Origin of the sequence: Lysobacter antibioticus (assembly GCF_001442535.1) — a bacterium.
Lineage (GTDB): Bacteria > Pseudomonadota > Gammaproteobacteria > Xanthomonadales > Xanthomonadaceae > Lysobacter > Lysobacter antibioticus.
Map to the genome: position 1 here is coordinate 4749522 of NZ_CP013141.1, position 16763 is coordinate 4766284.

The window sequence follows — 16763 nt, forward strand, 5'->3', positions numbered from 1 at the left end:
ATTCGACGACACGCTTGCTCAGCTGCCGCCAGCGCCTATCGAAAGCCTGGAGCTGCAGCTTGAGACAACGGCTCAATCGGGCGCGTGTCGTTCCCGACCGGGCACGACCGCCCTCAGAGTCAAGCGCGAAATCTCCGGCGGCACGCCGAAGCGGACCGGCAGGATGCTGGTGCCGATGCCGGTCGAGACGAACAAGGACTTGCCGTCTTCGATCAGGTAACCACCGGCATAACGTTGGTCGGCCGGCAGCACCGGGGTGCCGATCCACGGCAGGCGGACCTGGCCGCCGTGGGTGTGCCCGGCCACGGTCAGCGAAGCGCGCGGCGGGACATCGGGAAACAGGTCAGGGTTGTGAGTCAGAGCCAGCACCGGCGCATCGTCGGCGACCCCGGCGAAGGCGCGGTCGATGTCGTGCGCGGTCTCCCATTTGTCGCCGATGCCGACCATCCACACCCGGCAGGCGCCCAGTTGCACCGCCTGCGCCTGGTCCTCGAGCACGATCACCCCGGCCGACTCCAGCGCGGCGCGCACGCGGACGCCGTCCTTCCACCAGTCGTGGTTGCCGAGCACCGCGTAGACCGGCTTGCGCCGGGTCAGCGGCCGCAGATGCGGCGCCATCTGTTCGGCGGAGACATAGGTGCCGCCGAGCACGCTGAGGATCACGTAATCGCCGGCCATCAACACCGCCTGGGCGTCGCTCGCGACCAGCCGCTCGACGATACGGTCGAGCCGGTCGAGGCCGTTGTGCGGCGAGCCGGTGTGCAAGTCGGCGACGACGTCGATGCGCAGGCCGTCGCAGTCGCGCGACCAGTGCGGCAGGCGGAATTCGTAATCGCGCTCGACCAGTTGCCGTGGCTCCCAGAAGAACCCCCAGGCGAAACATCCGACACCGGACAGGACCAGGCCAACGAACAAGCGCTGCAGCCATAACTGACGCGGCCACGGCCGCCAACCGCGTTTCATGCTTTCGAGGTCTCTCGCGTTTCCGAGGCGCCGCCGCGCTGCACCCAGCGCGCGACGTTCCAACCGATCAAGCCGGCGCCGGCGGCGACCGCCGCGCTGATGCCGGCCAGGCCGGCGACACCGACACCAACGCCGCGCAAGCCGACCATCGCCGTCGCCACGGCGACGTCGCCGAAGCGCCAGGCGGCGGTATCGACCGCGTTCTTGCCCTTGTAGCGCAGGGTGCGCGCGGCGCTGCTGAACAGACTTTCGCGGGCCGGGCCGACCATGCCGTAGGCGAGCCCGCGGCTGATTACCAGCGCCATCGCCACCGCCGGCATCGGCAGCAGCATCGCCGCCATGCCCTGCGGCAGGGTCGCGACCAGCGCGCCGTAGCCCGGGAATAATTGGGTCAGCGGGGCATGCGGGTCGGCGACCAGCGCGACCAGCGCCAGGATCGACACCGTCACCACCGACCACACCCCGATCACCGTGGCCGCGCCGCGTCGCGCCAGCAGCCACGGCGTCAACAGCAACTGCGCCGCCAGCGCGATCATATTGGTCATCAGGTCCAGGTCGGCGGCGAAGCGCGTGCGTGCGACCGCGTCGACGAAGGTCGCTTTCGAGTAGTCCACGACCAGACCGTAGTTGACCGTACCGATCCAGTCGCCGAGCAACAGCAGGATCGCCATCGAGCGCATGAAGGGGTTGGCGAACACCTGCTTGAGGCCGTCGAGCATGCCGCCGCCGATCGCCGACTCGTGCGAGGCCTCGAAGCGGCGGGTGCCGTGGATGCGCGACCAGCGCCCGAGCAAGGCGACGAACACCAGTGCCAGGCCGAGCAGGCTGGCCGAGACCATCAGCAGCGGCGCCACGCCGATCACCCCGACCAGCAACCGGGTCAGGGCCGGACCGGCGAGCGAACCGAGCGTGCCGGCGACCGCGATCAGCGGAAACAAGCGCCGCGCCTGGCCCTCGCTCCAGATGTCGGTCATGAAGCTCCAGAACACCGACACCACGAACAGATTGAAGACGCTGATCCAGACGAAGAACACGGTGCCGAGCGCGCGCGGGCTGAGCACGCCGTGGGCGCTGAACAAGGGCACGAAGGCGAGCAGACAGGCGATGAAGAAGCCGTACACCAGCGGCACCACCACCCGGCGCGGATAGCGCGAGACCAGGGCCGAGAACACCGGCGTCAGCGCCAGCGTCGCCAGGAAGGTCGCCGCGTAAAACCAGGGCAGTTGGGTCGAGCCGACCGCGGCGCTGAGCTGGTCGCGGACCGGGCGGATCACGTAATACGCGGTCAGCACGCAGAAGAAATACGCCAGCGAGAACGCGACCGCGCTCCATTCCCCGCTGTGGACGCGCCCGGTCTGCAGGCTGGCGCCTTGGACTGCCGACATTCCGTCGCTCCGTGTGGGACTGCCGGCGGGGCCGACGGTTGTGCGGGTCATCGGCGCGGCCGGGCCGGGCCCGGTCTCCTCGCCGCTGGCGGCGCCGGAAAGCTCCGGCCCCGTTCGTTGCCGGCACGGTAGCCCAAGGCGCCAGCCACCGCCAGCACTGCGTCGGGCGGCAGCGATGCGCAGATTGGGAGCATATGCTCTAGTTTTGGCGCTTACGTTCGCGGCACGGTAAAGCGACCGATGCAGAGCAGCCCGAGAATGCCCCAAGAGTTCGACTACATCATCGTCGGCGCCGGTTCGGCCGGTTGCGTGCTGGCCAACCGTCTCAGCGAGGATCCCGACGCCCGAGTGCTGTTGATCGAGGCCGGTCCGCGCGACCGTCATCCCTTCATCCACATGCCCGCCGGGCTGGCCAAGCTGGTCGGCAAGAAAGGCGTGAACTGGGATTACGACACCGCCCCGGAGGCGCAGCTCAACCAGCGCGTGCTGTGGTGGCCGCGCGGCAAGGTGCTCGGCGGTTCCAGCTCGATCAACGCCATGTGCTACATCCGCGGCGTGCCCGGCGACTACGACGACTGGGCCGCCGCCGGCGCCAGCGGTTGGGGCTGGAGCGACGTGCTGCCCTATTTCCGCCGCTCCGAGCGCAACAGCCGCGGCGACAGCGCCCTGCACGGCAGTCACGGCCCGCTGTATGTCTCCGATCTGCGTTACACCAATCCGCTATCGGGCGTCTTCATCGAGGCCGGGCAACAGGCCGGCTATGCCGCGAATCCGGATTTCAACGGTCCGCAACAGCAAGGCTTCGGCCTTTACCAGGTGACCCAGAAGAACGGCGCGCGCTGTTCGAGCGCGGTCGCCTACCTCGACCCGGCGCGCGAACGCCACAACCTGCACATCGTCACCGGCGCCCTGGTCAACCGCATCACCGTCGAACGCGGCCGCGCCACCGGCGTGACCTACAGCGTCGGCGGCCGCGCCTATCACCAACACGCCACGCGCGAAGTGCTGCTGAGCGGCGGCGCGATCAATTCGCCGCAGTTGCTGATGCTGTCGGGCATCGGCCCGGCCGAGGAATTGCGCCGTCACGGCATCGAGGTGCTGCACGACGCGCCGCAGGTCGGGCAGAACCTGCAGGACCATCTCGACATCTGCACCCTGCAGCACTCGACCCGACGCGTGACCTACGACCGCGTCAGCGATGTGCGCATCGCCTTCGACTATTACCTGCGCGGCCACAGCGGCCCGGGCAGCAGCAACATCGCCGAAGCCGGCGCCTTCGTGCGTTCGGCGCTGGCGCCGGACGAGCGCGCCGACATCCAGATGCATTTCGTCCCGGCCATGCTCGACGACCACGGCCGCCACCGTCTCCCCGGCGACGGCTACACCGCCCACGCCTGCTTCCTGCGTCCGCGCAGCCGCGGCCGCATCGGCCTGGCCAGCGCCAGCGCCGGCGACAAGGCGCGCATCGAAGCCAATTATCTGAGCGATGCGGAAGGCTTCGACATGAAGATGATGCTCGAGTGCGCCAAGCTCTCGCGCACCGTGTTCGCGCAGAAGGCTTTCGACCCCTATCGCGGCGCGCCGATCTTCCCGGCCCGCGACGACCTCAGCGACACCGAGCTGGTCGAGTTCGTCCGCGCCAAGGCCGAGAGCGTCTACCACCCGGTCGGCACCTGCCGCATGGGCGACGACGACGCTTCGGTGGTCGACTCGCGGCTGCGCGTGCGCGGGGTCGAAGGGTTGCGCGTGGTCGACGCCTCGGTCATGCCGAGCCTGATCGGCGGCAACACCAACGCGCCGACGATGATGATAGCCGAGCGCGCTTCCGACCTGATCAGTGGGCGGCTCTGAGCAGATCGATCAGAGCTGCGAAACCAACGCATCGGGGTACGGCGGCGCCCTCCAGTCGGACCGCCGCAACCGCTCGTCGCCTGCGCCGACAAGTTCCTGAACCAAGCCGCAGTAAGGCCGGTTCATCAGGCCATTAAAGCCTGAAAAATCAGAATCCTGAATGCGCTTGTTGTCCAATTCCCTGAGATCGGCGCTAGAATCGTTGTAACCCGGCTCACGCAGGCGCTGCGACCGATGAAACACGACAAGAATCCGGGCTCGCCCCGGCGGTCACTCAACCCCTGGCGCCTTGGCACGCTCGCTGCCCTGCTGACCTTGACCCTGGGTTCGACCGCACAAACTTCCCTGCGCTGGCAAAGCCCGCAACCGCAGGCGCCGGTCGCGCGCGCGCAAGGTTTCGACGGCACGCTCGCGCCGGGCCAGCACATCGTCTCGGCGCAGAATCCCAACGGCCGCGTGCTGCCGCTTGCGAGCGATTTCGACATCCGCCAATTCGAGGCGATGGCGCAGCAGCTCGTCGCCGACCAGCGCATTCCCGGCATGGCCATGGCGGTCGTGCACAACGGCCAGGTCCTCAGCGCACGCGGCTACGGCATCACCGATGTACGCAACGCCGAGCCGATCGACGGCCATACCGTGTTCCGCCTGGCCTCGCTGTCGAAGAGCTTCGCCGGCACCTTGACCGGCCTGCTCGTCAACGACGGCACCCTGCGCTGGGACAGCAAGCTGGTCGACTACATGCCCAGCTTCCAACTGGTCGATCCGAACGCCGCGCGCCAGATCACCGTCGCCGACCTGCTCAGCCATCGCGTCGGCCTGACCCACAACACCTATGACCGCGATCTGGAGAACTACGCCGACTACCGCGTGCTGACCCAGAAGCTGGCCTATGCGCCGATGACCTGCCAGCCCGGCACCTGTTACGGCTACCAGAACATCGCCTTCAGCCTGATCGGCGACGTCGTGTTCGCCGCGACCGGCGACTTCTATAGCCAGGAAGTGCAGCGCCGTCTGTTCAAGCCGCTCGGCATGAACGATGCCAGCCTCGGCCTGGAAGGCATCACCGCCAGCGCGCGCTGGGCCAAGCCGCATGTACGCGCTCGCGGCGGCTGGGCCTCGCTGACGCCGAAGCCGACCTATTACCAACTGCCGCCGGCCGCCGGCGTCAATGCCAGCGCCAGCGACATGGCGCAGTGGCTGATCGCCCAGACCGGCCACCGTCCCGATGTGCTGCCGCTGCCCTTGCTGGCGACGCTGCACCAACCCTTGGTCGACACCCCGACCGAGATCCGCGGTTCGAGCTGGCGCCGTCAGCGCCTGAGCTCGGCCGGCTACGCGCTGGGCTGGCGCGTCTACGACTACGCCGGCCACCGCATGGTGTTCCATGCCGGCGCCGTGCAGGGGTATCGCGGCGTGGTCGCACTGCTGCCCGAACGCGATCTCGGCATCGCCCTGCTCTGGAACAGCGAAAGCGGCTTGCCGACCGGCATGCTGCCGACGATCCTCGACCGCGCCATCGGCCTGCCGCCGGAGCGTTGGATCGATGTCGGCTTCGACGACCCGGGTCTGTACGCGGCCGAGTCCAACCCGGCTCAGCAACGCGACCCTAACGGCAGCAACGCGCAGAAATCGACCGCCGCGCCGCGCTGAGGCGCGAGCGCTCCACCGGCGCGACCGGTGGCCGGATACGAAACGGGCCGCGGCAATGCCGCGGCCCGTTTCGTTTCAAGCCGGGTTTCAAACTCGCCGGCACGGCTACCAAGCGGCCCGACGCAGGCCGCTGGCGGACCGTAGACGGCGCTCAGCGCGGCTGTTCTTCGAGCACCCGCTTGAGCTTGGCCAGGCCCTTGTCGTAGTCCTTGCCGACCATCTTGTCGAGCACCAGGCCGAACCAGCGCGAGACCAGGTTGTTGCCGTGCGCGCTATCCAGCGACCAGGTCACGCGGGTGCCGTCGCCCTCGGCCTTGAGGTCGAAGGTGCCGACCGCCTGGGTGCCGTCGAAGTCGAGCGCGTTGACGACCTTCTGCTGCGGCACCGACTCGGCGATGCGCTGGCTGCCCTTGCCGACCTTCGCGCCTTCCCAGGCCAGCGACGCACCGACGCCGGACTCGGGACCGCTGTAGACGTATTTCGCGGTCGGCTCCAGCTCGTACCACGGCGACCACTCGTTGAAGCGCTTATAGGAATCGAGCATGGCGTGGACTTCGCCGGGCGGCCGGTCGATCGCGATCGATCGTTCGACGTGGGTCTTGTCCGGCAGCAGGAAGCCGCCGACCACGAACACCAGAGCGAGCAGTACGACGAGATACAGCAATCCCTTCAGCAAGGCTTTCATGGCGCTTCCCGGGTTTTTGGACCAGGCCCGATCCTAACCGCTGCCGTGGCGATCGGAAGCGATCGCGCCGGGCTCGCCGACGAGAGGCGGCGCCGCCAGTACTCCCCTCTTTGAAAAAGAGCAGTTGGGGGGAGATTTGCTCTTGGCGCCTCGGCGTGTGGAAGTCGGGTGTCCGCGAAAGTAAAAGCCGACCCAGCCGGGACTGTTCGCCCGCCCGGCCCTCGCGCATAGCGCTCGGGCGTTCGCAAAGGCGCGAGCCAGCGGCTGGGAAGTCTTTCGCCCGCCCGGCCCTCGCGCGTAGCGCTCGGGCGTTCGCAAAGGCGCGAGCCAGTGGCTGGGAAGTCTTTCGCCCGCCCGGCCCTCGCGCATGGCGCTCGGGCGTTCGCGAAGGCGCGAGCCAGTGGCTGGGAAGTCTTTCGCCCGCCCGGCCCTCGCGCATAGCGCTCGGGCGTTCGCGACGGCGCGAGCCAGTGGCTGGGGAGTCTTTCGCTCGCCCGGCCCTCGCGCATAGCGCTCGGGCGTTCGCAAAGGCGCGAGCCAATGGCTCGCAAGCGCCTTTGCTCACCCCAAAAAAAAACTCTCCCCCCGCCTGGGCTGCGGGGAGAGAGCTTGATTACGGCTTAATCGGGGTTTTTCTTATTTAGATCAGCGGAGCCGGGGTGGCCGGCAACGCAGCTGCAGCCTTGGACTTGCGGGCCTTCTTGGCAGCCTTCTTCGGGGCCTTCTTGGCGGCCTTCTTAGCAGTCTTCTTGGCAGCCTTCTTGGCGGCCTTCTTCGGGGCCTTCTTAGCCGCCTTCTTGGCGGTCTTCTTGGCGGCCTTCTTCACAGCCTTCTTGGCGGTCTTCTTGGTCGCCTTCTTGGCGGCCTTCTTGGCGGTCTTCTTAGCAGTCTTCTTGGTCGCCTTCTTCGCAGTCTTCTTGGCCGTCTTCTTGGTGGCCTTGCGTGCGGTCTTCTTGGCGGCCTTCTTCACGGTCTTCTTGGCTGCTTTCTTGGCGGTCTTCTTGGTGGCCTTCTTGGCAACCTTCTTCGCGCCAGCTTTCTTAACAGCCTTCTTCGTCGCCTTCTTGGCGGCGGACTTCTTAGCAGCTTTCTTAACGGCCATGTGATGGCTCCTCGTCAGTGGTGATCAGGGATTGATCAGTGGTGGTGCGGTAAGCCCAGTGGAAAGGGACTCTGTGAAGACAGAGCCGCGGGAGTCGGACCCGCGTGCAACCGCCGACGCGCACTGCGCGCCGGAACGGATCGGGGATCGCATCCGGCCGCAGGCGCGGCGGGACCGATGGCGCATCCGCCGGAAAGGCGGACGGAGGGGGCCGCAAAGGGGCGCGGCCAAACAAAAACCCGGCCCGCCGAACGCGAACCGGGTTGCATGGAACAGGACGCCAACGATGTCATCTGGGTTTTGGATGTCATCGGCGAAGAGAGTGCGGTCAACATTTCTGCAGAGGAAGCGAATCCTGCGTCCACCGTTTTGACTGTCCGGGCGGAGGTCCGTTTTGTGCTGCATGTTGTCGCGCTGGGTTTTCTCACTCTCGTCTGCAGGAAACGTCTGCTGGGCGAAACCTAATCACGCTTTTTCATACTGTCAACAACCGAGCCTATTTTTTTTCCGGGCCGCCCGCCCCGGCGACCGCGGCGTCGGTGGCGCACGCGTTCGTCGAGTGCGCGCGCGCGCATCCGACCGATTCGCGATGCGTTTCTTTCGACATCGCTGAAACCCAAGCGTGGCGCGGGTTTCGGCGATGCGATGTTTTTTCGCGCGGAGTTTTTTCGATAACGCGCGTCGCCGCGCGAGGCTGTCGAAGGCGATCTGCGAAGGCGAATCCGGAAGAAAAAATTCCGGTCCGCGGCAGGCGCGGATTTCGCGTCGCACAAGCCGAATTGCGCGAAACTGCGCGAACCGTTTTTGGCCTCCAGCGACGTTCGACGGCCGCCTCGTCGGAGCGACGAGCATGCCGACGCGACGACTCGCTCGCTCGAACGACGGCGACGAACGACGTCGCCGAGCATGTGTGCCTGCACCTTGGCGGCGCCGACGAACGGCAACGCCGGCACGCGAGGCGACGACCGTTCGTCTGCCGAAGTCGCCGCGCTCGCGCCTCGACGCAGCGCGAGCGCGGCGAAGTGGAAAGCGTTTTCCGACAGCCGCGACGACCGACCCCTCGACCGCATCCGGCGTTCGCCGACGGCATCGCCGGTCCGTCGCGACGATTCGCCGGCTCGCAAAAAAACGCTTGTTTTCGGCACTTCGGCGTTGAGCGCATCGATCGCGCGCGACTCGGCCCGCTGCCTCGACGAGCACGGCAAGGGTCGCGCCGCGCCGGTCTCGACCGCTCCGCTGCGAGTCGTCGCGAGCGGCGTCGACTGCCGGCGACGCGAGGTTCGCAGCGAGCGAGCGGCGGCGCTCTTCACCTCGAGTCCACGCGTCGCGCTCGGGCGTCTTGTCGGTACGAGGCGCCGTCGTCGGCCGGGTTCGCGCCGTCGCGACCGGGTTCCGGCAAACCGGCGATGCGTGCTCGGCGCGCGCGACGGCATCGGTACCGTCGCGACATCGAACGCCGCCGGCACGCGTCGGCCGATCTCCGGTTCGCCCTCCGCTCAGCGCCGCCTCGTCGCTCCACAACGACCGCTCGTCGGCTGCGTTCGCCGGGCGCGGCGGCGAGACCGGCATCGAACGCGCGCTCCGAAACCGCGCCGCCCAAAACGAAAACGGGGAGCGGAGAGCCGGCTGCCGCGATCGCGGTCCGGTTCTGCGCTCCCCGCTACCGTCGCCCTCAGGGCGACGGTGCCGGATCGGCTGGGATCAGTGGTCGTCTTCTTCGAGCAGCTCGGCGTAGTCGTCCGGAGCGAGCAGTTCGTTGAGCTGGTCCGGCTCGTCGATCTCGACGGTGAAGATCCAACCCTCGCCGTAGGCGTCTTCGTTGATCGTTTCCGGCTTGTCCGCCAGCGCGGCGTTGACCGCGGTCACGGTGCCGGAGACCGGCGAATAGACGTCGGAGGCGGCCTTGACCGATTCGACCACCGCCGAGGCGGTGCCGGCTTCGACGCGGTCGCCGATGTTCGGCAGTTCGACGTAGACCAGGTCGCCGAGCAGGCCTTGGGCATGGTCGGAGATGCCGACCGTGACTTTGCCGTCGCCTTCGACGCGGGCCCACTCGTGGGATTTCATAAACTTCAGATCGCCGGGGATTTCACTCATGGCTGGCCTCGAACGTGACGGGAGCGGCTGGTAATGGCGGGTAGTTTAACGATGCGGGCGCGACATGCCACAGGGGCGGCGGCCGGGACGCCGGACGGGCGCATTCAACTCGCCCTCCCGCCGTCGTCGATCCGGTACGGCGCGCGAGCGCTGAGCAGCGCCTCGCGCAGCGCCTCGACGCGATCCTGGCCCCAGAACGGTTCGCCGCGCAGCACGTAGCCGGGCAGGCCCGGCAGGTCGGCGGCGATCGCCTGTGCGGTGTAATCCTGATAGCGCGCGGCGACCTCGGCGGTCCCGGCGGCGGCGATCGTCGCCTCCGCATCGTGACCGTGATCGCGCAACAGGCGCGCGACCGTGTCGCGATCGGCCAGGTCCTGGTCGTGCGCCCAGATCGCTCGGAACGCGGCGTCCATGTAGGCGGCCGGATCGGCGCCGCCCTCGACCAGGGCGATCGCGCAGCGATCGGCCAGGCCGGGATCGACCGGGAAGAACTTCGGCGCCAGGTTCAAGGGCAGCGCGCGCTGCTCGCGTGCGCGCTGCAACTCGTACAGACGGTAACGCTGCCGGGCCGGCGCGCGCTGGCCGAGCGGCAGGCCGCCGTTGGCGGCGAACAGCTCGAAGATGCGCACCGGCTTGTAGACCAGGCGCGCGCCGCTCGCCTGCGCCGCCTCGAGCACGGCGGCGTGCCCGAGGTAGGCATAGGGCGAGATCAGGCTGAAGTAGTACTCGATGTCGACCATGGCCGCGGCGCCGGTCAGACCAGCACGCCGTCCTGGGCCTGGCCGTCGCGCACGAACGGGAACTTCACCACCCGCACCGGCACTTCCTTGCCGCGGATGTCGACGCGGACGTTGCCGGCGCTGCCGAACGGAATCTCGCCGGCCGGCACGCGCGCGAACGCGATCGACTTGTTCAGCGTCGGCGAGAAGGTCCCCGAGAGGATCTCGCCCTCGCCGTGCGCGGTCAGCACCTTCTGGCCGTGGCGCAACACGCCCTTCTCGTCCATGACCAGGCCGATCATCTGGCGCGCGCTGCCGGCGGCCTTGAGCTGTTCGAGCGGCTGGCGGCCGATGAAGTCGCGGCCTTCGTCCAGGGCAATGGTCCAGGCCAGCGCGGCTTCGTAGGGCGACACGCTGTCGTCCATGTCCTGGCCGTAGAGGTTCATGCCGGCTTCCAGGCGCAGGGTGTCGCGCGCGCCGAGGCCGGCCGGCTTGACGCCCGCGGCGAGCAGCGCGTCCCACAGCGCCACCGCGCGGTCTTCCGGCACCACCACTTCGAAACCGTCTTCGCCGGTGTAGCCGGTGCGGGCGACGAACAGCTCGATGCCGTCGGCGGTCCGGGCTTGCCCGGCGACGAACTTGCCGAGCTTGCCGATGCGGGCGCGGTCTTCCTCGCGCAGCAGGCCGATCAGCTTGTCGCGCGCGCTCGGGCCCTGCACCGCGATCATCGCCAGTTCCGGACGTTCCTTGACCTCGACGCCGTAGGCCTTGGCCTGCTCGCCGATCCAGGCCAGGTCTTTTTCGCGGGTGGCGGCGTTGACCACCAGGCGGAAGAATTCTTCCTCGAGGAAATACACGATCAGATCGTCGATCACGCCGCCCTGCGGGTTGAGCATGCAGGTGTATAGCGCCTTGCCCGACTTCTGCAGCTTGTCGACCGAGTTGGCGACCAGGTGGCGCAGGAACTCGCGCACGCGCGCGCCGCGCAGGTCGACCACGGTCATGTGGCTGACGTCGAACATGCCGGCGTCGCGACGCACCTGGTGATGCTCCTCGATCTGCGAGCCGTAGCTGATCGGCATGTCCCAGCCGCCGAAATCCACCATCTTGGCGCCGAGTGCGCGATGGGCGTCGTTGAGGATGGTCTTCTGGCTCATGGGGCGCTGCCTGCTCTGCTGGGGAGGTTGAGCCGGCGATTATCCCAGAAGCGCGCGCCGCCCGTGGCAACGTATTTCGGTACGCAAGCGCATGGACGCGCAAGGCCTGCTTTCGGGGTAGCGACGGCGCGAGCCGCGACCGCGAAAACACTGTGACAACACGCGGGGTTCCGCATTCCCGGCTCGCATCGCTGCTGCCCACGCAGCGAAGAGTCCGGGGCGATCTGGCGCGAAGCCCGGGGCGGATGCCCTGCGACGGTCTGCGCGGTCGCGCGCTGGCTGCTGTTCCGCGGCCGGTTCTATTCCCCTTCGGCGCCTTCGTTGTAACAACTTACTTCGGTTGGCTTGACCTCGACGAAGCGGCCTTTATGGCGGTCCAGGCGCACCGCCCAACGCGAGGCGTCGAACATCTCGCGTGTTTCGGCATTCTCGACCGCGGTATCGATGACGGCGATCACACCGGGATCGCCGACGCCATCGATGACACAGGTCGAAATCGACACGCGTTCGCCGCGCAGCAGCTTCGGGTACGGCACCACGTCGGTGATCTTCCAGCGCGCCTCGTTGCCGATCCGGCCGACCAGTTCGGCGGCGTAGAACTTCAGCGAACGGTCCTCGGCGTCATCGATGGTGCCGATGCTGCGCGCGCAGATCTGCTCGGCACTGCGCCCGGAGCCGACGCAGCCGCCGGTGTTGGACTTGAAGCCGTCCGGGAACGGCGGCACCACGCGCCCGATCCAGGTCTCGCTGCCGTGCGATTCGCCGGCCGGACAGGGAACGACCGTGCACAGCAACGCGACCATCGCCGATGTGCGCAGGGCCGTCATCGCCTCAGGTCACCGCTTCGACCCGCAGGGTCATGCCGTCGGTGCCGATCACGCGCACGGCGGCTCCGGCCGGCAGCTCCGGGCCGGTCACGTCCCAGTACGCATCGGCGATCTGCACCCGCCCGCTGCCCTGGACGATGCCGCGCTCCAGGGTCACCACGCGGCCGACGAGTTGGTCGGCGCGGCGGTTGAGCAAGGGCCGGTCGCTCTGGCGCTCGCGGCCGCGGAACCAGGTGCGGTAGACCTGGATCGAGACGAAGCTGAGCAACACGAATGCGGCCACCTGGGCCAGCACGGTCAACCCCGGGAACACCAGCACCAACCCGAACACGACCGCCGCGGCTAGGCCGAGCCAGAGCATGAAAGCGCCGGGCGCCATGGCTTCGGCCGCGAACAGCAGCAGCGCGATCGCGGCCCAGGTCACGGTCTGCCAATTCCACGACATGGCTCAGCCTCCGCTGCGCGGCGGCAACGGCGGCGTCGCCGGTGCGGGACTGGGCTGGCGCTCCAGCGCTTCCTTGGCCAACTCGCCGATGCCGGCGAGCGAGCCGATGATGCCGGCCGATTCCATCGGCATCATCACGAACTTCTGGTTCGGCGCCTCGGCCAGCGACTTGAAAGCCTCGATGTATTTCTGCGCGATGAAGTAGTTGATCGCCTGCACGTTGCCCTGGGCGATCGCGTTGGACACCACCTCGGTCGCCTTGGCTTCGGCCTGGGCCAGGCGCTCGCGCGCTTCGGCCTGGCGGAACGCGGCTTCCTTCTCGCCTTCGGCTTCGAGGATCACCGACTGCTTCTCGCCTTCGGCCTTGAGAATCGCCGCCTGGCGGAAGCCCTCGGCTTCGAGAATATTGGCGCGCTTCTCGCGCTCGGCCTTCATCTGCCGCGCCATCGAGTCGACCAGGTCGCGCGGCGGCTGGATGTCCTTGAGCTCGATGCGGTTGACCTTCAAGCCCCAGGGGTGGGTCGCCGCGTCGACCGCGTTGAGCACCTTGGTATTGATCTCGTCGCGCTTGGACAGCGATTCGTCCAGGTCCATCGAGCCGATCGCGGTGCGGATGTTGGTCATGACCAGGTTCAGGATCGCGATCTCAAGCGTCGCGACCTCGTAGGCGGCCTTGGCCGCATCCTGGACCTGGAAGAACACGATGCCGTCGACCTTGACCACCGCGTTGTCCTTGGTGATCACGTCCTGGCTCGGCACTTCCAGGACCTGCTCCATCATGTTGATCTTGCGGCCGACCCCGTAGATCACCGGGATCAGGAAATGCAGCCCGGGGTCCATGGTGTGGGTGTAGCGGCCGAAGCGCTCGACCGTCCATTGATAGCCCTGCGGCACCATGCGCACGGTCTTGAACAACAACACCACGCCGGCGAACACCAGCACCGCAGCAAGCAACGTCGCTCCCATGTCTCCCCTCCTCCCTGTCCGTTGACTCAGTATAGGCCTTGGCTGCGGCTGCGACCCTTCACGCCCCTGGCGCATCCTTGTCCTGGAATGCCGACCGAATCCCCGCCATTGCCGTCCATCCCGCCCGAGCCGGCGCGCCCGCTGTCGAGCTTCGCCATCGACGTTCCGGAGGCGCTGCTGAGCCGAGCCCGCTCCGGCGAGGGCGCGGCGTTCGAGCAGATCTACCGCTGGTTCGAGCGGCCGGTTTTCACCCTGGCGATGCGGATCGCCGGCGACCGCGACGAGGCCACCGAAGTGCTGCAGGACACCATGCTCAAAGTGCTGACGCGGATCGGCGACTTCCGCGGCCACCGCGACGGCAGCGGCACCCCGTTCTGGGGCTGGCTGCGGCAGATCGCGGTCAACGAATCGCTGATGCGCCTGCGCAGCCAGCGCCGCCACGAACATGCGGCCGAGCCGGAGGACGAACACCTCGCCGACGACCGCACCCCGCCCCCGCCCGCGGCGGCCGATGCGGCGGCGCTGGGCCGCGCCCTGGCGCAATTGCCGGCGCCGACCCGCAGCGTGCTCTGGCTGTACCACGCCGAGGGCTACACCCATGAGGAGATCGCGGCGCTGATGCAGCGCACGCCGAGCTTCTCCAAATCGCAACTCGCTCGTGGCGGTCGACGCCTGCGCCAGTTGCTGGAGTCGGGCATCAAGCACAACGATCTGGAGCAGGCCCATGCCTGACCGCACCCCTTCCGCGCCGCAGGACTGGTCGTCGGCGTTCGCGCAATTGCCGCCGGAGGCGCCGCCGGCCGATGGCTGGTCGCGTATCGCCGCGACCCTCGCCCAGCGCGGCGTCCTGCCGACGCCGGGCGAATCGCCCGTGGCCGAACCGATCCGCTCGCATCCTTTAAAGAACGGTTCAGTCCAGGTCGAGCCGCGTCGCGGCGCCGCCGACGCGCGGCCACGGCAGCGCTGGATGATGGCGGCGATGCTGGCCGCGGCCCTGCCCCTGGGCCTGTGGCTGTCGCTGCGCAACAACCAGGACCAAACCGGCGTCGGCACCGAGGCCGTCGCGCACTCCAGCGCCGCTGCAACGACGACGAAGCCAGCGACCGCCAAGCCGGCCACCGACGCAGGCTTCGATCCGCAGCACGGCGCCACCGCGTCTGCGCCCCGGATCGCCGCAGCGCCAGACCGGAACGCCTCGTCGCAAGACACGCCGGCGACGGCGATCACCGCCGTGCCCGCACGGGACACTACGGCCGACCGCATCGCCTCGGCACCCGCGGCCACACCGCGACGCACGCTAGACCGGCCTACTCGCTTGGCCGCAGGCGCCGCGACCGACGCGCTTGCGACGAACGCGCCCGCCTCGACCCGGGCCGCAACACCCCCGACGGCGGCGACTGCGCCGGCAACGCTGGCGCCGCCGTCCACGACCGCAACCGCGACCGCGCTCGCATCCGCCGACGGCGAAGCCCGCCTGCTGCGCGAACTCGGCGAACTGCAGGCCGAGTCGGCGCAGCTCGAAGCCCTGGTCGCGCTGACCCGCGACGAGCAGGTCGGCAGCGCCACCGCGACGGTGATGAGCTCCGAACTCGACGAGCGCGTGCGTTTGATCGACGCCACCCTGATTGCCGGTTCGTTGCCTGCGGCACAACGCCTGTCGCTGTGGCAGCAACGCGTCGGCGCGCTGCGCACCCTGGCCGGCGTGGAGAGCACCCAACGCTGGTTCGCCGCCCGCGGCGAACGCTACGACGACGCCCTGGTTCGCGTCGATTGATTCCTTTCATGCGGCACCGGAGACCGATATGCACCGCTTCCCTCTGACTGCACTGCTGCTGTCCACCGCGATCGGCAGTGCCCTGGCCTACTCGCCCGCGGGCACGCCGAGCGGCGCAGCGGCCAACACGCCGGTATCGCCCCACGCCTCCCAAGTGATCGTGCGCCGCGCCCACGGCGAGCGCCCGCTGGTGATCGCCCAGGTGCGTCCGCAGATCCTCCAACAGATCCGCGGCCTGCCCGATCCGGTGACCAAGCCGGTGTTGATCCGCGACGAAATCCGCGGCCCGCAACTGGGCGTGATCCTGGCGCCGGACGACAAGGCCGGGGTGCGCATCATCGCGGTCACCCCCAACAGCGCCGCGGTCAAGGCCGGCTTACGCAGCGGCGACCGCCTGCTCGCGGTCGGCGGCAAGGCCATCGCCGGTGCCGACAGCGAGGCGCGCCTGGCCGACGCCCGTGCGCTACTCGGCCGGCTTGAGGCGCGCAAGCCGATGCGCATTCGCTATCAACGCGACGGCCGCGACGCCACGGTCGATGTGACCCCGCAACTCGGCGAACGGGTGATGGTGTTCGAGAGCGGCGACGGCTCCCAGTTCGTCACCAGCGGCCAAGTCATGATCCGCCGTTCCGTCGATGGCGAAATGGAGGTCAGCGGCGACCGCATGGAGTTCACCCCGGCCGACGCCGTGGTCGCCCCGCGCCTGCGCACCGAAATCATCCGTCTCGGCCCGGAGGACTGCAAAGACAAACCTTGCCTGTTGCCGACGATCAGCGACGCCCTGCGCTGGAACGGCCTCAACCTGGCCTCGGTCGACGCCAAGCTCGGCCGTTATTTCGGCGCCCAGCGCGGCGTGCTCGTGCTCAGCACCGGTCCCGAACTCAAGGGCCTGGAACCCGGCGACGTGATCCAGACCATCGACGGCCGCCGCGTCGATACGCCGCGGCAGACCATGGAGGCGCTGCGCAACCAGGCCGAAGGCAGCCAGGTCGAGGTCGGCTATCTGCGCGACCGCACCACCGCCACCACCAAGCTCAAGGTGCCCAAGGCGGTGCAATGGACGCCGCCGCGTCCGCCCTTGCCGCCTGCACCGCCTGCACCGCCGGCGGCACCGCGTGCGCCGCTGCCGCCGGCTCCGTCCG

The 16763-nt window shown here is 68.4% G+C and carries 18 protein-coding genes (1 of these 18 only partly in view); 6 read left to right on the forward strand and 12 right to left on the reverse strand.

What is annotated here, in order from left to right; genetic code table 11:
- Nucleotides 1-72: 72 nt before the first annotated feature.
- The gene (locus tag GLA29479_RS19365; protein WP_057972544.1) at nt 73-963 is read right to left on the reverse strand and encodes a metallophosphoesterase; all 891 of its coding nucleotides are present in this window, start codon (nt 961-963) and stop codon (nt 73-75) included.
- Nucleotides 960-2348 carry an NTP/NDP exchange transporter gene (locus tag GLA29479_RS19370; RefSeq protein WP_057972545.1) on the reverse strand — a complete coding sequence of 463 codons (1389 nt, stop codon included), beginning with the start codon at nt 2346-2348 and terminating at the stop codon, nt 960-962. The genes GLA29479_RS19365 and GLA29479_RS19370 overlap by 4 nt, the downstream gene beginning before the upstream one ends.
- A gap of 258 nt (nt 2349-2606) precedes the next feature.
- Between GLA29479_RS19370 and GLA29479_RS19375 the strand changes: the two genes are divergently transcribed.
- The gene (locus GLA29479_RS19375; protein ID WP_057972546.1) at nt 2607-4199 is read left to right on the forward strand and encodes a GMC family oxidoreductase; all 1593 of its coding nucleotides are present in this window, start codon (nt 2607-2609) and stop codon (nt 4197-4199) included.
- A gap of 9 nt (nt 4200-4208) precedes the next feature.
- On the opposite strand, the gene GLA29479_RS24810 is transcribed toward GLA29479_RS19375, so the two are convergent.
- Nucleotides 4209-4442: a hypothetical protein gene (locus tag GLA29479_RS24810; protein WP_144436625.1), complete on the reverse strand. Its 234-nt coding sequence runs from the start codon at nt 4440-4442 to the stop codon at nt 4209-4211.
- Between GLA29479_RS24810 and GLA29479_RS19380 the strand changes: the two genes are divergently transcribed.
- Nucleotides 4434-5849 carry a serine hydrolase domain-containing protein gene (locus GLA29479_RS19380; RefSeq protein ID WP_057972547.1) on the forward strand — a complete coding sequence of 472 codons (1416 nt, stop codon included), beginning with the start codon at nt 4434-4436 and terminating at the stop codon, nt 5847-5849. The genes GLA29479_RS24810 and GLA29479_RS19380 overlap by 9 nt on opposite strands.
- Nucleotides 5850-6000: 151 nt before the next feature.
- On the opposite strand, the gene GLA29479_RS19385 is transcribed toward GLA29479_RS19380, so the two are convergent.
- Complete coding sequence (locus GLA29479_RS19385; RefSeq protein ID WP_057917172.1) at nt 6001-6534, reverse strand: SRPBCC family protein; 534 nt, start codon at nt 6532-6534, stop codon at nt 6001-6003.
- 640 nt (nt 6535-7174) lie between these two features.
- Nucleotides 7175-7636, reverse strand: coding sequence for a hypothetical protein (locus GLA29479_RS25835; protein WP_082638818.1), 462 nt, complete (start codon nt 7634-7636; stop codon nt 7175-7177).
- A gap of 267 nt (nt 7637-7903) precedes the next feature.
- Between GLA29479_RS25835 and GLA29479_RS19395 the strand changes: the two genes are divergently transcribed.
- Nucleotides 7904-8101: a hypothetical protein gene (locus tag GLA29479_RS19395; RefSeq protein WP_057917171.1), complete on the forward strand. Its 198-nt coding sequence runs from the start codon at nt 7904-7906 to the stop codon at nt 8099-8101.
- Here the strand turns inward: GLA29479_RS19395 and GLA29479_RS24815 are convergent.
- The 7 genes from GLA29479_RS24815 to GLA29479_RS19425 form a co-directional block, all read right to left on the reverse strand.
- Complete coding sequence (locus GLA29479_RS24815; protein ID WP_144436626.1) at nt 8098-8946, reverse strand: hypothetical protein; 849 nt, start codon at nt 8944-8946, stop codon at nt 8098-8100. The genes GLA29479_RS19395 and GLA29479_RS24815 overlap by 4 nt on opposite strands.
- A 391-nt stretch (nt 8947-9337) precedes the next feature.
- On the reverse strand, nt 9338-9733 hold the full coding sequence (gene gcvH / locus GLA29479_RS19400; protein ID WP_031373060.1) for a glycine cleavage system protein GcvH: 396 nt from the start codon (nt 9731-9733) through the stop codon (nt 9338-9340).
- Between the two features lie 104 nt (nt 9734-9837).
- Nucleotides 9838-10473: a 2-hydroxychromene-2-carboxylate isomerase gene (locus tag GLA29479_RS19405; protein WP_057972549.1), complete on the reverse strand. Its 636-nt coding sequence runs from the start codon at nt 10471-10473 to the stop codon at nt 9838-9840.
- A gap of 14 nt (nt 10474-10487) precedes the next feature.
- The gene (gene gcvT / locus GLA29479_RS19410) at nt 10488-11609 is read right to left on the reverse strand and encodes a glycine cleavage system aminomethyltransferase GcvT (protein ID WP_057972550.1); all 1122 of its coding nucleotides are present in this window, start codon (nt 11607-11609) and stop codon (nt 10488-10490) included.
- A gap of 299 nt (nt 11610-11908) precedes the next feature.
- Complete coding sequence (locus GLA29479_RS19415; protein ID WP_144436627.1) at nt 11909-12436, reverse strand: hypothetical protein; 528 nt, start codon at nt 12434-12436, stop codon at nt 11909-11911.
- Between the two features lie 4 nt (nt 12437-12440).
- Complete coding sequence (locus GLA29479_RS19420) at nt 12441-12881, reverse strand: NfeD family protein (RefSeq protein WP_057917166.1); 441 nt, start codon at nt 12879-12881, stop codon at nt 12441-12443.
- A gap of 3 nt (nt 12882-12884) precedes the next feature.
- Nucleotides 12885-13847: an SPFH domain-containing protein gene (locus tag GLA29479_RS19425; RefSeq protein ID WP_057972552.1), complete on the reverse strand. Its 963-nt coding sequence runs from the start codon at nt 13845-13847 to the stop codon at nt 12885-12887.
- Nucleotides 13848-13955: 108 nt separating this feature from the next.
- On the opposite strand from GLA29479_RS19425, the gene GLA29479_RS19430 reads away from it, so the two are divergent.
- The 3 genes in view from GLA29479_RS19430 to GLA29479_RS19440 are tightly spaced (at most 28 nt apart) and all read left to right on the forward strand, a layout consistent with a single transcriptional unit that may run on beyond the window.
- Nucleotides 13956-14579: an RNA polymerase sigma factor gene (locus GLA29479_RS19430; protein ID WP_237051748.1), complete on the forward strand. Its 624-nt coding sequence runs from the start codon at nt 13956-13958 to the stop codon at nt 14577-14579.
- Nucleotides 14572-15621, forward strand: coding sequence for a hypothetical protein (locus GLA29479_RS19435; RefSeq protein ID WP_057917163.1), 1050 nt, complete (start codon nt 14572-14574; stop codon nt 15619-15621). Before GLA29479_RS19430 ends, GLA29479_RS19435 begins: the two co-directional genes overlap by 8 nt.
- Nucleotides 15622-15649: 28 nt before the next feature.
- Nucleotides 15650-16763: the 5' portion of a PDZ domain-containing protein gene (locus tag GLA29479_RS19440; protein ID WP_057972553.1), read on the forward strand. Its footprint extends 20 nt past the window's final position; 1114 of the gene's 1134 nt are visible here — the first part of the coding sequence; it begins with the start codon at nt 15650-15652; its stop codon lies beyond the right edge, outside the window.